Source organism: Achromobacter sp. RT286_PF (assembly GCF_059760425.1).
The window spans coordinates 53,806-75,733 of the sequence record NZ_JCBAMR010000029.1; the positions used below are offsets into that span (position 1 = coordinate 53,806).

Annotated in this window: 25 protein-coding genes; 12 read left to right on the top strand and 13 right to left on the bottom strand. The window is 65.9% G+C overall.

All coding sequences use genetic code 11. The annotated features are described in order from the left end of the window. Positions 1-41 precede the first annotated feature (41 nt). The 3 genes from AC6LJY_RS20375 to AC6LJY_RS20385 form a co-directional block, all read right to left on the bottom strand. On the bottom strand, positions 42-1,517 hold the full coding sequence (locus AC6LJY_RS20375; protein WP_104144595.1) for an inorganic phosphate transporter: 1,476 nt from the start codon (positions 1,515-1,517) through the stop codon (positions 42-44). A 108-nt stretch (positions 1,518-1,625) separates the two neighbouring features. Then, positions 1,626-1,751, bottom strand: a complete 126-nt coding sequence (locus AC6LJY_RS20380; RefSeq protein WP_255221300.1) for a hypothetical protein — start codon at positions 1,749-1,751, stop codon at positions 1,626-1,628. A gap of 52 nt (positions 1,752-1,803) precedes the next feature. Further along, the gene (locus tag AC6LJY_RS20385; protein ID WP_052945998.1) at positions 1,804-2,928 is read right to left on the bottom strand and encodes a D-alanyl-lipoteichoic acid biosynthesis protein DltD; all 1,125 of its coding nucleotides are present in this window, start codon (positions 2,926-2,928) and stop codon (positions 1,804-1,806) included. Positions 2,929-3,217: 289 nt separating this feature from the next. Between AC6LJY_RS20385 and mog the strand changes: the two genes are divergently transcribed. The 3 genes from mog (at position 3,218) to AC6LJY_RS20400 (ending at position 5,127) form a co-directional block, all read left to right on the top strand. Beyond that, positions 3,218-3,850 carry a molybdopterin adenylyltransferase gene (gene mog / locus AC6LJY_RS20390; protein WP_498136637.1) on the top strand — a complete coding sequence of 211 codons (633 nt, stop codon included), beginning with the start codon at positions 3,218-3,220 and terminating at the stop codon, positions 3,848-3,850. A 63-nt stretch (positions 3,851-3,913) separates the two neighbouring features. Beyond that, complete coding sequence (locus tag AC6LJY_RS20395) at positions 3,914-4,252, top strand: hypothetical protein (RefSeq protein ID WP_046804382.1); 339 nt, start codon at positions 3,914-3,916, stop codon at positions 4,250-4,252. 53 nt (positions 4,253-4,305) lie between these two features. Further along, positions 4,306-5,127, top strand: coding sequence for a peptidoglycan DD-metalloendopeptidase family protein (locus tag AC6LJY_RS20400; protein ID WP_046804491.1), 822 nt, complete (start codon positions 4,306-4,308; stop codon positions 5,125-5,127). Between the two features lie 33 nt (positions 5,128-5,160). On the opposite strand, the gene AC6LJY_RS20405 is transcribed toward AC6LJY_RS20400, so the two are convergent. From AC6LJY_RS20405 to AC6LJY_RS20415, 3 genes are all read right to left on the bottom strand, one after another. Then, positions 5,161-5,448 (bottom strand): hypothetical protein, encoded by a 288-nt coding sequence (locus AC6LJY_RS20405; RefSeq protein WP_314359826.1) that lies wholly within the window; start codon positions 5,446-5,448, stop codon positions 5,161-5,163. Positions 5,449-5,623: 175 nt separating this feature from the next. Then, positions 5,624-5,887 (bottom strand): translation initiation factor IF-1, encoded by a 264-nt coding sequence (gene infA / locus AC6LJY_RS20410; protein ID WP_006221179.1) that lies wholly within the window; start codon positions 5,885-5,887, stop codon positions 5,624-5,626. A 601-nt stretch (positions 5,888-6,488) separates the two neighbouring features. Further along, positions 6,489-6,926, bottom strand: coding sequence for a GFA family protein (locus AC6LJY_RS20415; protein ID WP_498136638.1), 438 nt, complete (start codon positions 6,924-6,926; stop codon positions 6,489-6,491). A 203-nt stretch (positions 6,927-7,129) separates the two neighbouring features. Here AC6LJY_RS20415 and phnC point away from each other — a divergent pair, with 203 nt between their 5' ends. The 3 genes from phnC to phnE all read left to right on the top strand — a co-directional run bounded on the left by phnC (position 7,130) and on the right by phnE (position 9,845). Beyond that, positions 7,130-7,972 carry a phosphonate ABC transporter ATP-binding protein gene (gene phnC / locus AC6LJY_RS20420; RefSeq protein WP_314359834.1) on the top strand — a complete coding sequence of 281 codons (843 nt, stop codon included), beginning with the start codon at positions 7,130-7,132 and terminating at the stop codon, positions 7,970-7,972. 65 nt (positions 7,973-8,037) lie between these two features. Next, on the top strand, positions 8,038-9,021 hold the full coding sequence (gene phnD, locus AC6LJY_RS20425; protein ID WP_219990902.1) for a phosphonate ABC transporter substrate-binding protein: 984 nt from the start codon (positions 8,038-8,040) through the stop codon (positions 9,019-9,021). 29 nt (positions 9,022-9,050) lie between these two features. Next, the gene (phnE, locus tag AC6LJY_RS20430; protein WP_046804387.1) at positions 9,051-9,845 is read left to right on the top strand and encodes a phosphonate ABC transporter, permease protein PhnE; all 795 of its coding nucleotides are present in this window, start codon (positions 9,051-9,053) and stop codon (positions 9,843-9,845) included. Here the strand turns inward: phnE and AC6LJY_RS20435 are convergent. The 3 genes from AC6LJY_RS20435 to AC6LJY_RS20445 all read right to left on the bottom strand — a co-directional run bounded on the left by AC6LJY_RS20435 (position 9,842) and on the right by AC6LJY_RS20445 (position 13,286). Next, positions 9,842-10,354 (bottom strand): GAF domain-containing protein, encoded by a 513-nt coding sequence (locus AC6LJY_RS20435; protein ID WP_498136639.1) that lies wholly within the window; start codon positions 10,352-10,354, stop codon positions 9,842-9,844. The two genes, phnE and AC6LJY_RS20435, sit on opposite strands and share 4 nt — an antisense overlap. Next, positions 10,351-11,325: a Bug family tripartite tricarboxylate transporter substrate binding protein gene (locus AC6LJY_RS20440; protein ID WP_046804389.1), complete on the bottom strand. Its 975-nt coding sequence runs from the start codon at positions 11,323-11,325 to the stop codon at positions 10,351-10,353. Before AC6LJY_RS20440 ends, AC6LJY_RS20435 begins: the two co-directional genes overlap by 4 nt. A 125-nt stretch (positions 11,326-11,450) precedes the next feature. Further along, positions 11,451-13,286: a gamma-glutamyltransferase family protein gene (locus AC6LJY_RS20445; RefSeq protein WP_498136640.1), complete on the bottom strand. Its 1,836-nt coding sequence runs from the start codon at positions 13,284-13,286 to the stop codon at positions 11,451-11,453. Between the two features lie 117 nt (positions 13,287-13,403). Here AC6LJY_RS20445 and AC6LJY_RS20450 point away from each other — a divergent pair, with 117 nt between their 5' ends. Continuing rightward, positions 13,404-14,384, top strand: a complete 981-nt coding sequence (locus AC6LJY_RS20450) for a LysR family transcriptional regulator (protein ID WP_498136641.1) — start codon at positions 13,404-13,406, stop codon at positions 14,382-14,384. On the opposite strand, the gene phnN is transcribed toward AC6LJY_RS20450, so the two are convergent. The 4 genes from phnN to phnF form a co-directional block, all read right to left on the bottom strand. Further along, entirely contained in the window at positions 14,381-14,971 is a 591-nt protein-coding gene (gene phnN / locus AC6LJY_RS20455) for a phosphonate metabolism protein/1,5-bisphosphokinase (PRPP-forming) PhnN (protein WP_219990899.1), read from the bottom strand. The two genes, AC6LJY_RS20450 and phnN, sit on opposite strands and share 4 nt — an antisense overlap. Next, complete coding sequence (locus AC6LJY_RS20460) at positions 14,968-15,711, bottom strand: DUF1045 domain-containing protein (protein ID WP_498136642.1); 744 nt, start codon at positions 15,709-15,711, stop codon at positions 14,968-14,970. The genes phnN and AC6LJY_RS20460 overlap by 4 nt, the downstream gene beginning before the upstream one ends. A 2-nt stretch (positions 15,712-15,713) precedes the next feature. Beyond that, positions 15,714-16,907 carry an alpha-D-ribose 1-methylphosphonate 5-triphosphate diphosphatase gene (locus AC6LJY_RS20465; protein WP_498136643.1) on the bottom strand — a complete coding sequence of 398 codons (1,194 nt, stop codon included), beginning with the start codon at positions 16,905-16,907 and terminating at the stop codon, positions 15,714-15,716. A 93-nt stretch (positions 16,908-17,000) separates the two neighbouring features. Continuing rightward, a complete protein-coding gene (phnF, locus tag AC6LJY_RS20470) occupies positions 17,001-17,723 on the bottom strand; it encodes a phosphonate metabolism transcriptional regulator PhnF (protein ID WP_314359846.1) in 723 nt (240 codons plus the stop codon). 195 nt (positions 17,724-17,918) lie between these two features. Here phnF and phnG point away from each other — a divergent pair, with 195 nt between their 5' ends. From phnG to phnK, 5 genes are all read left to right on the top strand, one after another. Next, a complete protein-coding gene (gene phnG / locus AC6LJY_RS20475) occupies positions 17,919-18,389 on the top strand; it encodes a phosphonate C-P lyase system protein PhnG (protein ID WP_046804396.1) in 471 nt (156 codons plus the stop codon). 91 nt (positions 18,390-18,480) lie between these two features. After that, complete coding sequence (phnH, locus tag AC6LJY_RS20480; protein ID WP_485801407.1) at positions 18,481-19,119, top strand: phosphonate C-P lyase system protein PhnH; 639 nt, start codon at positions 18,481-18,483, stop codon at positions 19,117-19,119. 1 nt (position 19,120) lies between these two features. Then, positions 19,121-20,236: a carbon-phosphorus lyase complex subunit gene (locus AC6LJY_RS20485; protein WP_046804398.1), complete on the top strand. Its 1,116-nt coding sequence runs from the start codon at positions 19,121-19,123 to the stop codon at positions 20,234-20,236. Between the two features lie 41 nt (positions 20,237-20,277). After that, positions 20,278-21,153 carry an alpha-D-ribose 1-methylphosphonate 5-phosphate C-P-lyase PhnJ gene (locus AC6LJY_RS20490; RefSeq protein WP_498136648.1) on the top strand — a complete coding sequence of 292 codons (876 nt, stop codon included), beginning with the start codon at positions 20,278-20,280 and terminating at the stop codon, positions 21,151-21,153. Then, positions 21,150-21,926, top strand: a complete 777-nt coding sequence (phnK, locus tag AC6LJY_RS20495; RefSeq protein ID WP_046804399.1) for a phosphonate C-P lyase system protein PhnK — start codon at positions 21,150-21,152, stop codon at positions 21,924-21,926. The genes AC6LJY_RS20490 and phnK overlap by 4 nt, the downstream gene beginning before the upstream one ends. Positions 21,927-21,928 lie beyond the last annotated feature (2 nt).

Genomic DNA, 21,928 nt, shown 5'->3' on the forward strand with positions numbered 1-21,928 from the left:
ATTGCCCGCACGGCCGGCAAAGACGTCAGCCGGTCAGCCGGTCAGCCGGTGAACTGCACGCCGATCCAGAACAGCGCGGCCGCCAACGCCATCGAGGCGGGCAGCGTCAACACCCAGGCCAGCAGGATGTTGCGCACCGTATTGCCTTGCAGGCCGCTCTTGTTGGCGATCATGGTGCCGGCCACGCCCGAGGACAGCACGTGGGTGGTCGATACCGGCAGGCTGAACACGTTGGCCAGCCCGATGGCTGCCACGGCCGTCACCTGCGCCGACATGCCTTGCGCGTAGGTCATGCCCTGCTTGCCGATCTTTTCGCCCACCGTCAGCACTACGCGGCGCCAGCCCACCATGGTGCCGGCGCCCAGCGCCAGGGCCACTGCCACGATCACCCAGAAGGGGGCGTATTCGGTGGTGGCGGTCAGGTCGGCGCGCAGGCGTTGCAGGTCGGCGCGTTCGCGGGCGGGCAGCCCTTCGATGCGCGCGACCTTCTTGGCGGTGTCGTCCAGGCACAGCAGGTAGCGGCGCACGTCAATGCGCTTGTCGGCCGACAGATCGGCGTAGTTGGCGACACCGGCCAGGTCCGTTTGCAGCGCGGCGATGGTGGGCACGGTCAATTCGGGGTCGCAGCGAAAGTTGCGCGGCAGGTCGGACGCAGCCGGCGCCCGCTTCAGCGCCAGGAAGTCGCCCAGCATGGCTTCGTTGCGCTGGTAGAACACGTTCAGGTGGTTCGCGGCGTCGCGGGTGCGTTCGATCTGGTAGGTGGTGCTGGTCGTATCCAGCACGAAGTTGGCCGGCACGATGCCGATCAGCACCAGCATGATCAGGCCGATGCCCTTCTGCCCGTCGTTGGACCCGTGCACAAAGCTCACGCCCATGGCTGACAGCACCAGCACCAGCCGGTTCCAGAACGGCGGGTGCTTCTTGTTGTCGATGGCGCGGCGCTGTTCGGGCGTCTTGTGCATCTTGGACGTGGGCAGCCAGCGCTTGAGCAGCAACAGCAAGCCGCCCGCGACGATGAAGCCGGCTATTGGCGAGGCCACCAGCGACATGCCGATGTCCACGGCCTTGCCCCAGTTGACCCCCTCGCCCAGCGGCAGGTCGGTGATCAGTGCATTGGCCAGGCCCACGCCAAGAATCGAGCCGATCAGCGTGTGCGAACTGGACGCGGGGATACCGAAGTACCAGGTGCCCAGGTTCCAGGCGATGGCGGCGGCCAGCATGGCGAACACCATGGCCAGCCCGCGGCCGGTGTCCACGTTGATCAGCAATTCCACCGGCAGCAGGTGCACGATGGCGTAGGCAACGCCCACCCCGCCCAGCAACACGCCAAGGAAATTGAAGATACCGGACAGCACGACCGCAAGATGCGGCGGCATGGCCTTGGTGTAGATGACCGTGGCCACGGCGTTCGCCGTGTCATGGAAACCATTGATGAATTCGAAGGCCAGGACGAATGTCAGGGCCAGCACAAGACTGAGGCCGACCCAGAGATCAAGGCCGTGGAAGAGGTCGAACATGGAGGCGGGGGGCGAGGTTCCGGCGTGAGGAGCCGATTATTGCAGATTTGTGACCTGGCCCTGGTTGCGTTGGAAAACCAATTTTCCCCGCCCTTGGGGGGCGCGCCGTCAGAATTTCGAATACTGGAACTCGATCTCCATCGGCTTGCCCAGATTGGCGGAGGTGTCCGCCTGGATCAGCAGCACGGCGAACACGCCGAGGTAAAGCAGGCACAGCCACAGCGTTCTTTTCATTGCGGCATCCCTCCAGCGGGAAAGGTCTGGCCAGGGGCGGGGCGGGCAGGGGTCATGGCCGGAACACCTGGGCAATCTTCTGGTTCACCCGCAGCCAGCCAAGTTCACCCAGGTGCTGCACGTCGCGCAGCATGCCCACTTCAAAGGGGGCGTCGTACATATCCATGCACGTCATCGCATAGCGCCGGCACAGGGCGCCCACTTCCTCTTGCACGGGCTGGAAACGGTTCAGGTCCTTGAAGACCATCGGGTGCAGCGGCTGCATGACAAACAGCGCATTCACGCCATGCTGGTGCAGCAGCGCCATCAGGGCGGTCAATTCGCGCAGTTCGTCGCGGCCTGTCAGGGGTTGCGGCAGGTACGCGGTTTTGCCGCCCTCGGGAAGGGTCCGCAGGTATTTGTTGAAGAAGTCGTCCCGCACCGCGTAGCGGTTGCCGGTCATCAAGTCCTGCTCGGCGCGTTGCGCCTCTTCGGCCAGTGCGTCCCAATCCACCACGCGGGCAGCAGCAGCGGGGCCCTCGCGTTCCCGCTCGGGGGCGGGGGCGGCATGGGCAGGTGTCCACAGGTCGACCAGCCGTTGCCTGAAAACATAGGCCTGCTCGGTCATCATCGACCAAGCCACGCCCGCATCACCTTTGTCGCGCAGCCAGCGTGCCAGTTCGGCGCGGCCTTCGGGTTGCTTGAGCAGCCGGGGCAGCAACGGGTTGGCGTGTTCCTTGAATTCGTCGGCGCCCAGCCCGCCATCGCCGTCGAACCATCCGGGCGACAACATCACCACCACGCGCGAGGTGGGCGACAGGTCATCGGCCAATGCAGCCAGCACCAGCTGCATCCCCAGGGACTGGAAGCCCGAATGGCCGTAGGCCAGCACCGGCATCTGTAACTCGTCGGCCAGATAGCGGTAGGGGACAAAGCGCAGGTCGTTGCTGGTCAGCTCGGAAGACCCCAGGATCACCACCCGGTCGCCGGTGCGCAGTGCCTGGCTCAGGCGCGACAGGTTGCGCGTCTGTTCTTGCAGCGTGTTGCCCAAGTTGGGAATGTAGATGCCCGGGGCGGCGGCGGGCACGGGTTCCGTTTTCAATGCCAGCGTATGCCAGGCGAGCCATCCCGCGGCGACCGCGGCCGTCAGGGCCAGCGCGGCGGCCAGCGCGTGCTGCCGTAAAGTGCGTTTGAACATGGAGACAACAGGCGCGACAGGCCAGCCACGGAAGTATTTTGTTAGCGGATGTTATCCAGGGCCCATGACGCAAACAAGCGCGCGAAACCGGGGCCACGGACGATTCGCTTTTTTGCCACACGTCCGCGGGCGGGTTGGTGGGGGGGTGGACGCCTTTCTCCTGGGAAAGAATGCGATAGCATCGTCATCGCGGCCGTCTTCTGGATTTCCATGATTGACCGCCGCGCCGCCCGCCTTATTGCCCGGCGGACCCGTTCCCCCTTGTCGCTTTCAGCCATCGCCACCGCCTATGACCACGCCCACCCGAATCGCCCGCCGCCATCCCGACGACCTGATCATCGGCCTGGTGTCCGTCTCTGACCGCGCCGCCACCGGCGTTTACCAGGATCAGGGCCTGCCCGCCTTGCGGGAATGGCTGGGGACGGCGCTGGTGTCGCCGTGGCAGGCGGTGGACCGCCTGATTCCCGATGAGCCCGCGCGTATTTCCGAAACACTGATTGAACTGGTGGACATCTGCGGTTGCGACCTGGTGCTGACCACGGGCGGCACCGGCCCCGCCCGCCGCGACGTCACCCCCGAGGCCACGCTGGTCGTCGGCACCAAGGAAATGCCCGGCTTTGGCGAACAGATGCGCCAGATCAGCCTGCGCTTCGTGCCCACCGCGATCCTGTCGCGCCAGGTGGCCGTCATCCGCGAAACGCCGTCGCACGCCGCGTTGATCGTGAACTTGCCGGGCCAACCGAAGTCCATCCGTGAAACGCTGGAAGGCTTGAAGGGCGATGACGGCACGGTGATCGCGCCGGGCATCTTCGCCGCGATCCCGTATTGCATCGACCTGATCGGCGGGCCGTACGCCGAGACCTGCCCCGAGATCATCGACGCCTTCCGTCCCAAATCGGCCCGTCGCGCCCCGCAGTCCTGACAGGCTGCTGCGTTATAGTTTTGGCCGCTCCGTCCACTTATTTGCCTAAAGAGTCCTACCGTCATGAAGGTTCGCATCGCCCTGTCCCTCGCCGTCCTGACCGCTTTGTCAGCCTGCGCCAACGTGCAAGACGTGCGCAAGCGCGACCCCGTTTTCTACGGTGCCACCCAGCGCACGGCCGACGACTACACAACGTGCGTGGCCGACGCCTGGAAGAACATGGGCGTTAACTTCAAGCGCCAGGAAATCCGTAACGGGTTTGAACTGGTCCAGGAAGACAGCCTGGGTGTCGAAGCCGTGCTCAGCACGACTACCTGGAAGGGCAAGACCGAAGCGCGCCTGTCCACGCGCATCGCCCGCCGCGACCAAAGCATCATCGAACCGGCGAACCTGTGCCTGTAAGCCGTCTGATCCTGCGCCGCGACGTTCTGCGCCTGGGCCTTGCGGTGGCGGCCATGGCTTGCGGCCTGCCGGCACGCGCCGCCACGCAGCAAGGCTTTATTTCACGCAAGCTGAACGCGCCCGTGCCGGGCGGCGTCGCCATCCTGCCGCTGGGCGATGCCGACCGCGCGCCCGAGGTCACCTTCCTGGACCGCCGCGTGATGGTGGTGCGCGAAGAGGGCAAGCAGTGGATCGCCGTGCTTGGCATTCCGCTTAGCGTCAAACCGGGCGAGCAGCAGGCCGTGGTGCGCGATGCCAACGGCGAACGCAAGGTGTCGTTCTCGGTGGGCGCCAAGGAATACGTGGCGCAGCACATCACTTTGAAGAATCCGCGTCAGGTCGACCCCAACCCGGACGACATGAAGCGCATCGAACGCGAAATGGCCGAGCAAAGCGCGGCCAACCGGACCTACCGCGCCGGCGTCACGCCCAGCAACCTGTTGCTGGACCGTCCGGTAAGCGGTGGTCGTCTATCCAGCCCGTTCGGGCTGCGCCGCTTTTTCAACGGGCAGGAACGCAACCCGCATTCGGGCCTGGACTTTGCCGTGCCCGCGGGCACGCCGATCAAGTCGCCGGCGGCGGGTGTGGTGGTGTTGGTGGGGGATTATTTCTTCAACGGCAAGACGGTGTTCGTCGACCATGGCCAGGGCTTCATCAGCATGTTCTGCCACATGTCGGCCATTGACGTGAAGGTGGGGGATGAGGTGCCGCGTGGCGGCGTGGTGGGCAAGGTGGGCGCCACCGGGCGTGCCACGGGGCCACACCTGCACTGGAATGTCAGCCTGAACGATGCGCGGGTCGATCCCGCCATTTTCATCGGGGCGTTCAAGCCCTGATGCACCGCCGGGCGTGGCTGCCCGGCCGGCGCTTTACGCCGTGGCGGCCTGCTGCGCGATCTTGTTCAGCACGAACTGATGCATGCGCTCGGCATATTCCATCTGCTGGCGCACATGAAGCTGCTCGGCTTCCTGTTCGTCCAGGCAGTTGTCGTACTTGATCTTGGCTTCGGCGTAGGTCAGGCCGGTGTTGCGCAGGCTGTTGATGAACGCCTCGCGCGATTGATGCAGCAGGCGCAGCCCTTCCTCCCCTTTGGCGAATTTTCTTCGCGTCAGGGAAAGCTGGTCAGCAGCGGCTTGCAATTCTTCTGTGAAATCCATCTTGCTTCATGCGTATCCCGCCAGACATTGCGCCTGACCGGGTTGCCATTTTTTCACGAACGGACGTTCCACGCATTACGGCATGTCGCGGTTTGGCCTTAAGGGCGGCAAGGCCCCGGACCGGTGCGACATAAAGACAGGGAGCCGGCCTTGTGGCCGGCCCTGAGGTCCTGACTTAACGGCGGTATTGCTGGGGACGGTGCGGCGCGGGTGCGCGCTCGTCTTTGTGACGGAAGTTGATGCGGCCCTTGGTTAGGTCATACGGCGACATTTCCAGGGTGACGCGATCGCCCGCCAGGATGCGGATGCGGTGCTTGCGGATACGGCCGGAGGCGTAAGCGCCAACTTCGATGCCGTTGTCCAGTTTGACGCGGTAGCGGCTATCGGGCAGCACTTCGTCAACAATGCCATCCAATTCGATGAGTTCTTCTTTAGCCATTCTCTACTCCTTGATCAATACGCGCAGCCAGGCCGGCGGCATGACGCGCCGCACGAAGCGGCAAGCGCGTTGGACACAGATAACCAGGTCCAGCGGTTGAACGTAAAACGTTCGGGCAAGCGCGGGTAATGGCCACGGCATCCCGGGTGGATGTCTGAAATGACGGATACTCGCGCAGCGTGGGCAATGTGCGCGCACGGCGCGGCTTGGTCGCGATACCGTGCAAATGCACAGCACCGGAAGAAGCGGGTTGGAACTTTTGCTGCGTGCCTTGCGGCGCAGAGGGCTGCGGCGCGTGGGACAGTCGTGACGTCGCCGACAGTAGGAAGGTCGCCCGGCAAGGTTCAACCAAACCGGGGGCAGCCTGGGTATCTTGGGGGGTGACCCGAAGGAGTACAGGTTGGCACGCAGAGTGACCGAAGCCCGGTTTTTGCGGAAAAATCACGGACTTATGTTACTGCAAAGCGCGCCGATTAGCCAGTATTTATCTGCGGCAAAGCCGCGATAGTTGCTGCTGGACGACTCATGGGCGCCCTGGGGCAAGCACACCCGCCCGCGCGGTCTGTTCTATTTATGGGGGCAAATCGCGCCGCTTCAATGCCTAGGTGACGTTTTGCGCCTGCGCGTCCGGTTCGACTACGCCGGGGAAGTCGTCCGGGTATTGCGGCAGGTCGTCTGTGATGTCGAACCATGGCGCCTTGCTGGCCACGTGGCAGTGCGCGGCGGGCTTGACGCCCGGGTCGTCGTCCAGCGCGCCCAGCGGCAGGCCATAGGCGTCGGGCGTCTGGTCAAAGCGGCTTAGCAAAGGCGTGCCGCAAGCTTCGCAAAAACCGCGATAACTGCCGGGTGACGAGGCATACCAGGTGACGTGGTTTTCGCCCTTGGTCCATTTGAAATCAGACACTTGCACCGAAGCGCGGCTGCGGAAAGCCGCGCCGTGGGACTTGCGGCACATGATGCAGTGGCAATTCAGGGCGTTGGTGAGGGGGCCGTCGATCTCGTAAGCCACGCGGCCGCACAGGCAGGAACCGGTAATCATGATGAGCGCCAAGCGAGTGGGGATTTCCTGAATATACCCGCGCCGTCCTGGGCTGCAAGCCGTCGGTGGCGGCGATTGTGACGGATCTCTTTCAGTGCGTTGCTGACCCCGGTTTTTATCCCATCCGAATTGTCCGCCGGGTCATCGCGCTGTCATGCCGCGAAAACAGAATGCGCCCATGACCACAGACAAGGGGATCAGCGATGACGGTCGCCATTGAAGTACAGGGCTTGAGCAAGACCTTCCATGCCGGGGCCAAGGCGCTGGACAACGTCAGCCTGCAAGTCGCCGACGGCGAAATGGTGGCGCTGCTGGGCGCGTCCGGTTCGGGCAAGTCCACCTTGCTGCGCCATCTGGCCGGCTTTGTGGCCGGGGATGCGGGCCAGGGCAGCGTGACCGTCAACGGTCAGCTTATTCAGCAGCATGGCCGGCTAAGCCGCAACGTGCGCGCCGCGCGCGCCGGCATCGGCTTTGTGTTTCAGCAATTCAACCTGGTGGGCCGCCTGCCGGTGATTACCAATGTGTTGACCGGAATGTTGCCGCGCGTGCCGCTGTGGCGCAGCCTGACCCGCTGGTTCCTGCGCGCCGAAGTGCGTCAGGGCCTGGATGCGCTTGCCCAGGTTGGTATAGACGACTACGCATTTCAGCGCGCCTCGACGCTGTCCGGCGGGCAGCAGCAGCGCGCCGCCATTGCCCGCACGCTGGTGCAGAACGCGCGCGTGATCCTGGCCGACGAACCCATCGCATCGCTGGACCCCGAATCGTCGCGCCGCGTAATGGACACGCTGGCCCACATCAACCGCACGCGCAAGGTGGCGGTGGTGGTGTCGTTGCATCAGGTGGATGTGGCGTTGCGCTACTGCCCACGCGTAGTGGCGTTGCGCCACGGCAAGGTGGTGTACGACGGCCGCGCCGCCGACCTGACCCCCGAAATGCTGCGCGACCTGTACGGCTCAGAACTGTCCGAGCTGCTTCCCGAATACACGCAGCAGTCGCCCGCCATGCCGGCGCTGGCGCCGCTGTCGCAGTTGGCGCACGCCGCCTGATCCGATCCTTGATTGCAACGCCGCGACCCCACGGCCTTTTCACCGTATCCACCCCGGAGTCATCCATGCTACGCAGAACCTTCTTTACCCTGATCGCCGCCGCCGCGCTGTCCACCCAGGCCGTCGCGCAAGACGCCAAGACGTTGAACTTCGGCATCATCTCGACCGAATCGTCGACCAACCTGAAGTCGGTCTGGCAGCCCGTCATCGACGACCTGAGCCGCGCCATCGGCGTGCCGGTCAAACCCTTCTTCGCCTCAGACTACGCGGGCATCATCGAAGGCATGCGCTTTAACAAGGTGCAGATGGGCTGGTTCGGCAACAAGTCGGCGATTGAAGCCGTGGACCGCGCCAAGGGCGAAGTGTTCGCGTCGGTGATCGACAAGGACGGCAACCCCGGCTATTGGTCGCTGCTGATCGTCAACAAGGACAGCAACCTGAAGACGCTGGACGACGTGCTGAAAAACGGCGGCAAGCTGAGCTACGGCGCGGGCGACCCCAACTCCACGTCCGGCACCGCCGTGCCCGGGTACTACCTGTGGGCCGCCAACAAGATCGAACCCAAGACGTTCTTCAAGACGGTGCGCGCCAGCAACCACGAAACCAATCTGCTGTCGGTCATCAACAAGCAGGTGGATGTTGCCGTCAACAACACGGAAGCGCTGGAGCGCTATCGCCTGAATACGGGCAAGGACGCCAACGACAGCGTGCGCGTGCTGTGGAAGTCGCCGTTGATTCCGGCTGATCCGCTGGTCATGCGCTCGGACCTGCCGGCCGACTTGAAGGGCCGCATCCGCGACTTCTTCGTCAACTACGGCAAGGGCAAGGACGCCCAGCGCGAATTGGCCAACCTGAAGGCGCTGACCTACCAGGGCTTCCGCGCGTCGGATAACCAGCAGCTCGTGCCCATCCGCCAGATCGAATTGGCCCGTGAAAAGGCCAAGGTAGAAGGCGACAGCACGCTGGGCCAGGCCGAAAAGCAAAAGCAGTTGGCCGACCTGGACAGCAAGCTGGCCGCGCTGGGCCAACCCGCCGTCGCCAAGCAATAACTTTCCTGATCGCCATCCATCGGACCGCCATGAGCCTAGCCACCCATTCCCCTCGCCTGCCCACCGCGCCGCGTTCTTCGCTGCCGGTCTTGCTGGTCTGGGCCTTTGTTCTTGCACTGCTGGTGATGTCATGGGGCGGCGCGGACATGCGGCCGATGGATCTGTTGCGCGACTCGGGCAACATGGCGCAGTTTGCCGCCGACTTCTTCCCGCCGAATTTCCGCGACTGGCGCATGTACCTGGACGAGATGATCGTCACCGTGCAGATCGCGGTGTGGGGCACGTTCCTGGCCATCGTGGTGGCCGTGCCGCTGGGTCTGCTGTGTTCGTCGAACATGGTGCCGGCGTGGGTCTACCAGCCCATGCGACGCCTGATGGATGCGTGCCGCGCCATCAATGAAATGGTGTTCGCAATGCTGTTCATCGTGGCCGTGGGCCTGGGGCCGTTCGCGGGCGTGCTGGCCTTGTGGGTGCACACCACCGGCGTGCTGGCCAAGCTGTTCTCGGAAGCCGTTGAAGCCATCGATCCGCGTCCGGTCGAAGGCGTGCGCGCCACCGGGGCCAACGCACTGGAAGAAATCGTGTACGGCGTGATCCCGCAAGTGTTGCCGCTGTGGATCTCGTATTCGCTGTACCGCTTTGAATCCAACGTGCGCTCGGCCTCGGTGGTCGGCATCGTGGGCGCCGGCGGCATCGGCACGGTGCTGTGGGAAATCATCCGCAGCTTCCGCTACGCCGAAACCTGCGCGGTGATGATCATCATCGTGGCCTTCGTGGTGGCCATCGACATGTTGTCTTCGCGCATCCGGCGCGCGCTGATCTAGTCGGTGCGGCGCAGCGCCAGCAGGGCGGGCAGGGCCAACAGGCTCGCCAGCCGGGCGTGGTCGACATCCGCGTCCGACACCTTGGGGCGCGGCATCAGGAAGTTGACGGTGCCCAGACAAACTCCGTCATACGACACCGGCACGTTGATGACCGATTGCAGGCCCAGTTCCCGGATGGCGTCGTGGTCGTTGAAGAATTCGCGGATGGCGGCTTCGCCTTCGCCCACGAACACGCGCTGGTCCAGCAGCACGTGCCGGCCCCACGGCGTGCCGCGCTTGTCCTTGCTGCCGCCCGGCGGATAGGCGTTGGGGTTCGAGCTGTACAAGCGCACCACGCGCATGGTGTCGGCGTCAAAGCGGTTGACGGTGCACAAGGCATGTTCAAGCCGGCCATGGGCGTAGGCGTCTATGGCCTGCAAGGCCGCCGTCGCGTCCGCGGCGGCGTAGGCTTGTGCAATGGCCGACACGCCGGCTGCCGCCGGCGTCACGGAAGTCGGCGTGGCGTTCATTCCGCCGTGATCCCCAGTTCCTTGATCAGCTTGCCGTACTTGTCGGCATCGCGCGCCAGGATCTGGCCGAACTGCTCGGGCGTCGTTTCCGTCAGCAGCACGCCCATGTCGCCCATCTTCTTGATGACGTCGGGGCGCTTGAGGATCAGGTTGATCTCGCGGTTCAGGCGCGCGGTCAGCTCCGGCGGCATGCCGGCCGGGCCGAACGCGCCGTACCACACCGACAGCTCATAGCCCGGCAGCGTTTCGGCCACGGTCGGTACCTCGGGCAACAGCGGCGAACGGTTTTCTTCGGTCACGGCCAACAGCTTCAGCTTGCCCGACTGCACGTGCGGCAGGGTTTGCGTGCCGGCGCTGAACAGCACCTGCGTACGACCGGCCACGGTGTCCAGCACCGCGGGCGCGCCGCCACGGTAGGGGATGTGCATCATCTTCACGCCGGCGGCTTTCTCGAACAGCGCGGCGCTCAGGTGGTTGGTCGACCCTTGGCCGGCCGAGGCATAGGCCACCGCATCCGGGCGGTCTTTCACGTAGGCGATGAATTCCTTCACGTTGCTGACGGGCACCGAGGGGTGCACCACCATCGTGTTCGTCACCAGCGCCAGTTCGGCGATGGGCGTGAAGTCCTTGACGCCATCGAACGGCATGTTGGAATACAGCGCCTGGTTCATCGTGTGCGTGCTCATCGAGCCCACCAGCAGCGTGTAGCCGTCCGGCTTGGCGCGCGCCACGAAGGTGGTGCCGATGTTGCCGGACGCGCCCGACCGGTTCTCCACGATGACCGGTTGGCCCAGCGATTGCGTCAGCCCTTCGGACAGCACGCGCGCCAGAATGTCGGTGGACCCGCCCGCGGCCCACGGCACGATCAGCGTGATCGGCTTTTCAGGCCAGGCGGCCTGGGACAAGGCGGGCGTGGCCAGGGCCAGGCCCAGCGCGCACACGCGCATCAGTCGTTGGAAAGACAATTTCATGGTGATTACCCCTGTGTAAGTGCCGGTCTGGGCGCCGGCTGTTTGAAAAAGTGGATGTGATTCGTGAATGCGGTTTGCGGTTTGCGGTTTGTGGTTTGCGTATGCGTGTTCAATGCCGCCTGTTGTCAGCGGCCAACGGCGTAGCCCTGCATGCCGCGCGGGTTGGCCCCCGCGCGCAGCAGCAGGCCGCCGCCCATGCCCGGTTCACGCGTGCACGCGCTGATGCGCCCTTCTGACCAGGCGGGGCCGACCTTGACGTCGTGGCCCGCCGCGCGCAGCGCGTCGATGGTGGCCTCGGGCAGACGCGATTCCACCGTCAGGCGGTTCAGCGTTTGCGTGCGTGGCCAGAATGATCCCGGGAAGTGATCGATGTGCCAGGACGGCGCGTCGATGGCTTCCTGCAAATTCATGCCCATGGCGTGACGCAAGAAGAACGCCACCGTCCATTGGTCCTGCTGGTCGCCGCCCGGCGTGCCGAACGCCATATAAGGTTGCCCGTCGCGCAGCACCAGGCCTGGCGACAGCGTCGTGCAAGGGCGCTTGCCCGGTTGCAGCTGGCCGGGCACGCCATCGTCCAGCCAGGTCATCTGCAAACGGGTCGTCAGCGGAAAGCCCAGGCCCGGCACGACCGGGCTGGACGACAGCCAACCGCCCGACGGCGTGGCGGCCACCATGTTGCCGTCGCGGTCAATCACGTCGATCTGGCACGTGTCGCCCACGAAGATTTCGCGCGCGGCCCATTCGGCCACGGGCGGCAAGGCCGCGAACGTGGGTTCGCCCACGCCAAAGCGGGTGTCCGAGGCGGCCAGCGTGCGGGCCGCGGCGTCCAGGTCCGGCAGGCGGGGCGCCAGGCCGGCCGGGCTGCCGGGGTGGAAATCGGGCGACGCGTTGGTGCCGATCAATGCCGCGCGTTCGCGGGCATAGGCGTCGCTTAACAGCGCGGCCAGCGGCACCGTGGTGAAGTCGGGGTCGCCATACCAGGCGGCGCGGTCCGCGAAGGCCAGCTTGGCGGCTTCGGCAATGCGGTGCACGAATTGCGGCGAGGTCGGGTCCAGCCCGTCCATGCCCAGATGCCGCAGCATTGCCAGCTGCTGCAAATGCACCGGCCCTTGCGACCACACGCCGCACTTGGCCACGGTGTAGCGGCCGTACTGGGTGGTAACAGGCTCGTCGTAGGTGGCGCGCCAATCGGCCAGGTCGGACTTGCGCAGCAGGCCACGGTTGCGCTGCCCCGTGGTGTCGCGCACCGGCTCATTGGTGTAGTAGGCGTCGATGGCATCGGCCACAAAGCCGCGATACCAGCAGTCCAGCGCGGCGTCGATGCGCCCGCGCCGGTCGGTGCTGGCGGCGTGCGCCTCGTCCAGGATGCGCGTGTACGTGTCGGCGATGGCGGGCGTGCAGAACAGCGAATCGGGCGCGGGTACGCGGCCGTCGGGCATCCAGACGTCGCGCGAGGTGGTCCATTCATCACGAAACAGCGCCTGCACGGCCAGCACGGCCTGCGACACGCGCGGCACCAGGGGGAAGCCGTTGCGGGCGTAATCGATGGCGGGGCGCAAGACGTCGGCCAATTCCCACGTGCCGTAGTCGCGCAGCAACGTCAGCCAGGCGCCGAACGCGCCGGGCACGGTGGCCGGCAGCAGCCCGATGCCGGGCACCATCTCCACGCCCAGCGCGCGAAACGCGGCCGGCGTAGCGAGCGCGGGCGCGGGCCCCTGGCCGCACAGCGCGCGCATGCGCTTTTCGTTTTCGTTCCAGAGCAGGATGGGCACTTCGCCGCCCGGACCATTCAGGTGGGGCTCGACGATTTGCAGCGTGAAGCCGCCGGCCACGGCCGCGTCGTAGGCGTTGCCGCCGCGTTCCAGCACGCCCATGGCTACCTGCGACGCCAGCCAATGCGTGGACGACACAACACCAAAGGTGCCGCGAATTTCAGGACGGGTGGTAAAGGATGCGCTCATGGGGCGGCTCGGTGACAGGCGGGGAACGACCGCAGTATAGGGTCGTGAAATAACTGGAATCATCTTTATGGGCATGATTCAATAACCGTCCGGTTATAAAGCGCCCGCGAGTACCGCATGAGCTGGGACCCCACCCGACTGTCCAATCGCCTGAAGCACCGTCATCTGGCCCTGCTGGCCAACATTGCCCGGCATGGGTCCCTGACCCGTGTGGCGGCGGCTACCGGCATCAGCCAGCCTGCCGTGACCAAGGCGCTGGCCGAACTTGAAGATATTTTCGGCGGGCCGCTGTTCCTGCGCAGCGGTCGTGGCCTGTTGCCCACGCCGCTGGGCAACCTGGCGCTGGTGCGCGCGCGCCACCTGCAAAGCGACCTGGACCTATGGGCGCGCGAAGTCCAGGCGCTGCATGCCGGCCATTCCGCGCACCTGAACGTGGGCGTGGTGCCCTACGTGTCCAGCGCCTTGCTGACCGCCGCCATCAGCCGCCTGCATCAGCGTTATGGCGTCACGTTGACCCTGCATCGCGCGACCACGGACCACCTGGTGCCCATGCTGCGCCGCCACGAGCTGGATTGCATCATCAGCCGGGCCACGTCCACCGTGGCGCTGGACGACCTGATGCACAAGGTCCTGTACCGCCAGCGGCCGCGCCTGATCGCCCATAGCAGGCTGGCGCAACGGCTGGCGCGGCGCAAGCCGGATTGGGCCGCTGTCGCCGCCATGGATTGGGTGCTGCCCGCCGCCAACACCCCCACGCGGCAATTGATCGTTGAACACTTCATCCGCGCGGGATTGCGGCCGCCGTCCCCCGTGCTGGAAGCCTATTCAACGGATGTCATCGAAGGCATGTTGACGATGAACGAAACGCTGATATCGGTGGTGCCGGAAGACATCGCGCGCGAGCTTTGCCAGCGCGGAAAGCTGGGCATGCCGCCCTGGGACTTCGGGTGGGAACTGCCGCCCATCAACCTGATCCGACGCAAACGCGATCAGGTGCTGGCGGCCGAGGAACGGTTTTCGGAGATCCTGCTGGACCTGTGCGGCGACGCGGGGGCGTCCATTGGTACGGGGGCGGCCCCGGCCCCGGCCCCGGCCTAAACGGCGATGGTTCGCCGCACGATGTCCAGCAACTCGGCGGCCGCCACATCCGGGTCGGCATCGTTGCTGACGCGTCGTATCACGCACTGCGCCGGCACCGCGTAGTCCCGCGACGCGCGCGCCAGCCGTTGTGCGATCTGCTCGCCGCTTTCACGGCCCCGGCCCGCCAGCCGCTGCGCAAGCAGCGCCGGGGCAACGGTCAGCGCTACCGCCGTCAACGCGGGATAGCGCGCGTGCGCGATGGGCAGGTGCGCGCGCGAACCGTTCACGATCACCACCGCGCCACACGCCAGCCAGGTGTCGATTTCGATGCCGATGCCGTATTGCAGCCCGTGGCTGGCCCAACGCATCGCAAAGCAGCCCAAGGCCGCGCGGCGGTCGAATTCGTCAGGCGTCAAAGACAGCGCGTCTTCCGTGGCGCCGCTGTCGCGCGTGATGTAGCGGTGCGCCACCAGCACGGGTTCATGCGCGTGCAATTGCGCGCGCACACGACGCAGCAGCGTGTCCTTGCCGCTGCCCGATGCGCCCATCAGGTAGATCAGCCGCGCGCCGCAAGCCGGCGGCGGAACCGGTGCGGGCCCGGTCATGGCGCGGGCGCGCCTTGCAAGGCCTGCACGCCGATGGCGTCTGTTTGCGTGCCGTCGAAATGGTAGTGGCGCGCGGCGACGAAATCCGCACCCGGCTCCGGCTGCACGAACAGGCTGACGCCAGACACGGGCATGGCCTGCCCGCGCAACGGCTCGGCAAAGGCGGCCACGCTGTGTTGCGCCGCGGCTAGCGCTTCGCCTTCCAACTTGCCGGTCAGCGTGATGTGGAACGTGTACGTATCGAAGACATAGGGGTAGCCCCAGCGCGCCAACATGGCTTGCTGCGCGGGCGTCAACGCAGTGGCCTGGCGCCTTGCCAGTTCGTCGGCGGTGGGGGGCGCACGCAGGGCGTCAAGATCGCGCACGGCCGCGTCCGCCAAGGCCTGGATGCGGCTGTGGCCATCGGCATCCGCCTGCGCGATGCGCCAGGCCAGGAAGCCGCGCAGCGTGGCGCATTCCAACATGACGCTAAAAGGCGAGAAGCCGCGCGCAAGCGTGCGAGCCGCGTCGTCCAGCGCCTGCGGGGTCGCGCCCGATGTCAGGCGAAAGGGCGGCTTCAGCGTGGCATGCAGGCCGTAATGGCGTGGCGCGGCAGTCCAGTCGCGCGCGGCGGATGGCATGCCCGGCAGAGGCGGCAGCGCCGCGCCCGTGTCGGCGCAGCGTCCCAGCCAGTGGCTGCCACCATCGCGCCAGGGCTTGGCGGGCGACAGGTACAGGGCGTAGCGATGCGCAAGCGCCATGGTCAGGCCGCCATGCGTTGGCTGTGATCGTCGCCGAAGACCCGCGTGGCATAGCGCAGTTCGCCGCCGACAATGGCGGCCACCACGCGCGGCAGTCCCGGCAGATGGTCGTCCACCACGATGGCGTCGGCGATCAGGCCCGGCGCCAAGGCGCCCCGGTCTTTCAAGCCGGCGGCGCGCGCGGGGTTCATCGACACCAGGTTCCAGGCTTGCGCCAGCGGCAACACGCCGTCCTGCACCAGCCGCATCACGGCGGCCAGCGGCGCGGGGTAGTAGTAGTCGGACGTCAGGACGTCGCACAGCCCGGCCTGGATCATCTGGGTGGCGCCCGGCGCGCCCGTATGGCTGCCGCCGCGCACGACGTTGGGCGCGCCGAAGACCACGGCGTTGCCCAGGTCGCGGGCGACGCAGGCGGCTTCGCGGGTCAGCGGAAATTCGGCCACGCCGCAACCCAGCTGGTGGTAGTAGCGGCGCGTGGCGGCGTCGGGATCGTCGTGCGAGGCCACCTTCAGGCCCGCGGCCTGCGCGCACAGCGCCAGGTCACGCATGGCGTCCGCCACGGAATCGGCCGCCGACATCGCGGCGCGGATGCGTTGCTGGAAGGTGTCCAGATCGCACTGCGCGCGGTCTGCGTACTGCATCAGCTTGCGTTCATCGCCAAGACGGCGCGCCATGCTGGGCAGGTGATCGTTCAACGCCAGAAAGCGCACCCGGCCATCGCGGATCCACTGCTGCGCCAGGTCCACGCCGCCGATGTGGTGGGTTTCAAAACGCAGGTGCACATAATGCCGTGCGCCCATCATCGGCTTCATGCGCTCCAGCGCGTCGAACATGCGTTCGGCATAGTCTTCGCCGCGCAGGCCGCCTTCCCAGGACAGGGTCACGCCATGGAATTCGGTGGTGATGCCGTTGGCCAGCAACTGGCGGTCGACATCGAACAACGCGCTGTCATACGGAAAGGTGACACTGGGGCGCGGCATGATGGCGCGTTCAAACGCGTCGCCGTGCAAGTCCACGATGCCGGGCAGCACCAGCAGGCGGCCGGCGTCGAACCACGGCGCGCCGCGCGCGGGGGCGCTTGCGCCGTCGTCGATCAGTCCGCCTTGAAAGCGCAGGCTGGCCTGTTCAACGCCGCGCGGCGTCAGGATGCGTTGGCCTGTGACACCGGCCAGGGGCGAGGGGGCGTGTGAGTTCATTGCGCCAAGTTATCGGTCTAGCATGACAGCCAGATGTCTAGATGATTGATATTGCATTTTCCCCGCGGGTGCGCCGTACGGCGAGCCGGCCGATCAGCTGTCGTCCGCCACCATCAGCTGCACCAGGTCGCCGACAAAGCGGGTGATGCTGTATTGCAACGGCGCGCCGTCCTGGTCCACGTTCAAGGCTTCCACTTGCAGGATGGGCCGCGTTTTCGGCTGGCCCAGCAAGCGCGCGATTTCGGGCGTGGGCAGTGTGGCGGTTATGCGCGACCACTTGCGCGTGTAGTCGCCAATGCCGTAGTGGCCATACACCTTCGACACCGAGCGCAGCGCGGTCAGCCGGTCGGCAAAATCGGGAAAGCGCTTTTCGTCGAAGTAGTGTTCAGAGGTACTGATGGTTCGGTTTTCGGCCTTGCCAACAATCTGCACGCGCAACAGCGGCGCAGTGCGAGCCAGGCCCAGGTGCTTGGCGATATCGGCGGCGCGCAGCGTCTGGCTGCCCAGCGCTTCCTGGTGGCCCAGCACGCCCTGGCTACGCAGGTTTTCGGAAAAGCGCGTGCGCTTGCCGATGGCGTAATCAATGGCGTGTTCTTGCACGAACGTGCCGCGGCCCTGTTCGATGCGCACCAGCCCGCTTTGCTCAAGCTCGCCCATTGCGCGGCGGATGGTGTGCCGGTTGACCGAAAACTTGGCGGCCAGTTCGGGCTCGGACGGCAGCTGTTCGCCCGCCATATAGAGCTTGTTGCGGATGTCGTCCGCCAGGGACTCGCCAATTTGCCGCCAGACGGCGATGCCGGAACCTCGTTCGACCATGGGGTGCGCTCTTGCTGTCACATCAGCTTCATGAAGAATGGCTGTGATTGTGCACCATGCGGCGGCGGCCGGGTAGGCGATGTGCAGCCGATGCATCGCCGCCGCAACTGTCATCAAAAATTCACGCCAGACTGTTGAACTTCAATTTGTCAGCGATCATACTTCATCCAGTCGTCTAGACGTGTAGAGGAAATAATGGATCACTCACAAGCAGGGCAGACCGCGGCGAACGCCAGGCGCGCCGCCTGGATGCGCGTGCTGTCGTTGGCCGACCCGGCCGCGCTGGAAGGCGCTTTCAGCGGGCTGGGCGGCGTACCCGCCCACCAGATGCTGCGGCCCGCGCAGACCGGCATGGCGATGGTGCGGGCGCGTAGCGGCGGCACCGGGGCGCGCTTCAACCTTGGCGAAATGACGGTGACACGTTGCGCCGTCACGCTGGCCGACGGCGTGGTGGGCATGGCCTATGTGCAGGGGCGCAGCGCCCGGCACGCCGAACAGGCCGCCGTGGCCGACGCGCTGCTGCAACTGCCCGAATGGCACGACACGGTGGATGCACAAGTGATCCAGCCGCTGGCGCGGGCGCATGCCGACAAGGTCGATGCCCAGGCCCGCGTGGCCGCGCAAACCAAGGTCGAATTCTTCACGATGGTGCGGGGCGAGGACTGACATGCCGACACAGACCATGCAGGCACAAAGCCTGCAAGCACAAAGCCTGCAAGCACAAAGCGCGCAAGCACAGGACCTGCAAGCCCAGGCCCTGCCGATCCGCACCGACGCCGCGCCCGCCGCGCGGCGCGGCCTGCTGCCCGGCTTTGCCGACCCCGTCAACGATGCGCAAACCACCTTCCGCGCCGCGCTGCGCGCGTTGGCGCATCCCGGTCGCATCCAGCGGATCACCGCGCGCACCGGCGTGCCCGCCGGGCTTTCGATGGCGATGACGGCGTTGTTGCTGACGCTGGTGGACGGTGACACCCCGCTGTGGTTGCCCCCCGGCGTGAACGAGGACGTCGTGACGTTCCTGCGCTTTCACTGCGGATGCCCCTTCGTGCCGTCGCCGTCGCTGGCCCGCTTTGCCGCCGTGCCGTCCGGCCACGCCGCGCCCGCGCTGTCGGCCTGCCATGCGGGCGACCCGGCATATCCCGACCTGTCCACCACTTTGCTGATCGACGTCGACGCGCTGGCCGACGACGGCGTCATGAACGCCGCGCATGACACCGTCAGCCTCGGCGGCCCCGGCATCCAGACCCGTCACACGCTGTCGGTAGCGGGCTTGCCCGACGGCTTTTGGCGCGAATGGCGCCTGAACCACCAACGTTTCCCGCTGGGCGTCGACGTGTTCCTGACGCAAGGCGAGCGGATCTGTGGATTGCCGCGCACCACGCGCGTGGAGAACTGACATGTACGTCGCCGTCAAAGGGGGCGAGCGCGCCATCCTGAATTCCTATCGCATGCTGGACGACTACCGCCGCGGCAACCGCGAGGTGCCCGAGCTAAGCCTGGACCAGATCCGCGAACAGATGCCGCTGGCCGTGTCTCGCGTGATGGCCGAGGGCTCGCTCTACGATCCGCAACTTGCCGCGCTGGCGCTAAAGCAAGCCGCCGGCGACCAGATCGAAGCCGTGTTCCTGCTGCGAGCCTATCGCACAACGCTGTCGCGGCTGGGCTATACGCAGCCGATCGACACCGGCGCCATGCGCCTGCAACGCCGCATTTCGTCCACGTTCAAGGATGTGCCCGGCGGGCAGATTTTGGGCCCCACCTACGACTACACGCAGCGCCTGCTGGACTTCACGCTGGCGGCCCAGCGCGAGGCCGACGCGCTGCCCCCGGGCGCCGATGCGCTGGACAGCGACATGCCGCGCGTGACGGACCTGCTGGCGCACGATGACCTGATCGACGCCGAACCCGTGCCCGAGGGCGACCCCGAGCCTTTCGACCTGACGCGCCAGCCGATGGAATTTCCGGCATCGCGCCCGGCACGCTTGCAAAACCTGGCACGCGCCGACGAAGGCTTTCTGTTGTCCATGGGCTATTCCACGCAGCGCGGCTATGGCAACACCCATCCCTTCGCCGCCGAGATCCGCTACGGCACGCTGGAAGTCGACATGATGGTGGAAGAGCTGGGCTTTGCCGTCACGGTGGGCGAAATCGAAATCACCGAATGCCAGATGGTCAGCCAGTTCGCCGGCAACGGCGAAGACGGCCCGAAGTTCACGCGCGGCTACGGCCTGACGTTCGGCTACGGCGAACGCCGGGCCATGTCGATGGCGCTGGTGGACCGTGCGCTAAAGGCGCAAGAGCTGGGCGAGCGCGCCGACTCACCCGCCAACGATCACGAATTCGTGCTGTATCACAGCGACAACGTCGAGGCGTCCGGTTTTGTGCAGCACTTGAAGCTGCCGCACTACGTGGACTTCCAGGCCAACCTGGAACTGCTGCGCCGGCTGCGCGCCGACCGGCACGCCCCGCAACCCGCTTCCCGCGACCTGATGGACGAGGCTGTTTCGCAATGACCCCGAACACGAATGCAACGCTGAACAACAAGGCGGACGCGATGGCCAACGCCACGGTCCCGCGCGACGAGCACTACAACTTTGCCTACCTGGACGAATCCACCAAGCGCATGTTGCGCCGCGCCTTGCTCAAGGCCGTGGCCATCCCCGGCTACCAGGTGCCGTTCGGCAGCCGCGAAATGCCGCTGCCGTATGGCTGGGGCACGGGCGGCATCCAGGTAACGGCGGCCATCATCGGCACGGATGACGTGCTTAAGGTTATCGACCAGGGTTCGGACGACACGACCAACGCCATCAACATCCGCCGCTTCTTCGGCCGCGTCACGGGCGTGGCCACCACCACGTCCACGCCCGCAGCGACCATCGTGCAAAGCCGCCACCGCATCCCGGAAACCCCGCTGCGCGAAGGGCAAGTCATGGTGTTCCAGGTGCCCATCCCCGAGCCCCTGCGCTGGCTGGAACCCAGCGAAACCGAAACGCGCACCATGCACGCGCTGGCCGAGTACGGCGGCATGCACGTCAAGCTGTACGAAGACATCGCGCAGCATGGCCACATTGCCACCACCTACGATTACCCCGTCATCGTGAACGACCGCTACATGATGCGGCCGTCACCCATCCCGAAGTTCGACAATCCCAAGCTGGACCGCAGCCCCGCGCTGATGCTGTTCGGCGCCGGCCGCGAAAAGCGCGTCTACGCCGTGCCGCCCTATACCTCGGTCAAGAGCCTGGACTTCGACGATCACCCGTTCACCGTGGAAACCTGGGCCGAATGCTGCGACCTGTGCGGCTCGCGTGACAGCTATCTGGACGAGATCATCCTGGACGACGCCGGCACACGCCGCTTTGTGTGTTCGGACACCGAATACTGCAACCACCGCCAAACGCAGCAACGCGACAACGAGGCCGCCGCATGAACGCGCATCCACTGCTTTCCGTGCGCAAGCTGACCCGCACGTGGGACGGCGTGCACGGCTGCCGCGACGTCAGTTTTGACCTGTATCCGGGCGAAGTGCTGTGCATCGTGGGGGAATCGGGTTCGGGCAAAAGCACCTTGCTGTCGGCCGTGTCGCACCAGACCGCGCCCGATGCCGGCAGCGTCTGGTACGACACGCGTGACCAGGGCTTCATCGACCTGGCCGGCCTGCAAGGCGCGCGGCTGCGATTGTTGTCGCGCACCGATTGGGGCTTCGTGCGGCAGAACGCCCGCGACGGGCTGCGCATGCAGGTCAGCGCGGGCGCCAATATCGCCGAGCGGCTGATGGCGGTGGGCGACCGGCACTACGGCGACCTGCGCGCCGTGGCGGGCAATTGGCTGCAAAAGATGGAGATCGACGTGGGTCGGCTGGACGATACGCCGGTGTCGTTTTCCGGTGGCATGCAGCAGCGCTTGCAGATTGCCCGCAACCTGGTGACGCACCCGCGCCTGGTGTTCATGGACGAACCCACGGCGTCGCTGGACGTGTCCGTGCAGGCGCGGCTGCTGGACCTGCTGCGCCAACTGGTCACGGACCTGGGCCTGGCCGCCATCGTCGTCACGCATGACCTGGCGGTGGCGCGGCTGCTGGCGCATCGCACGCTGGTGATGCGCGGCGGCGTTGTGGTTGAAAGCGGGCTGACCGACCAGATTCTTGACGACCCTCAACACCCCTACACCCAGTTGCTGGTGTCTTCCATTTTGCAGAGCTGACC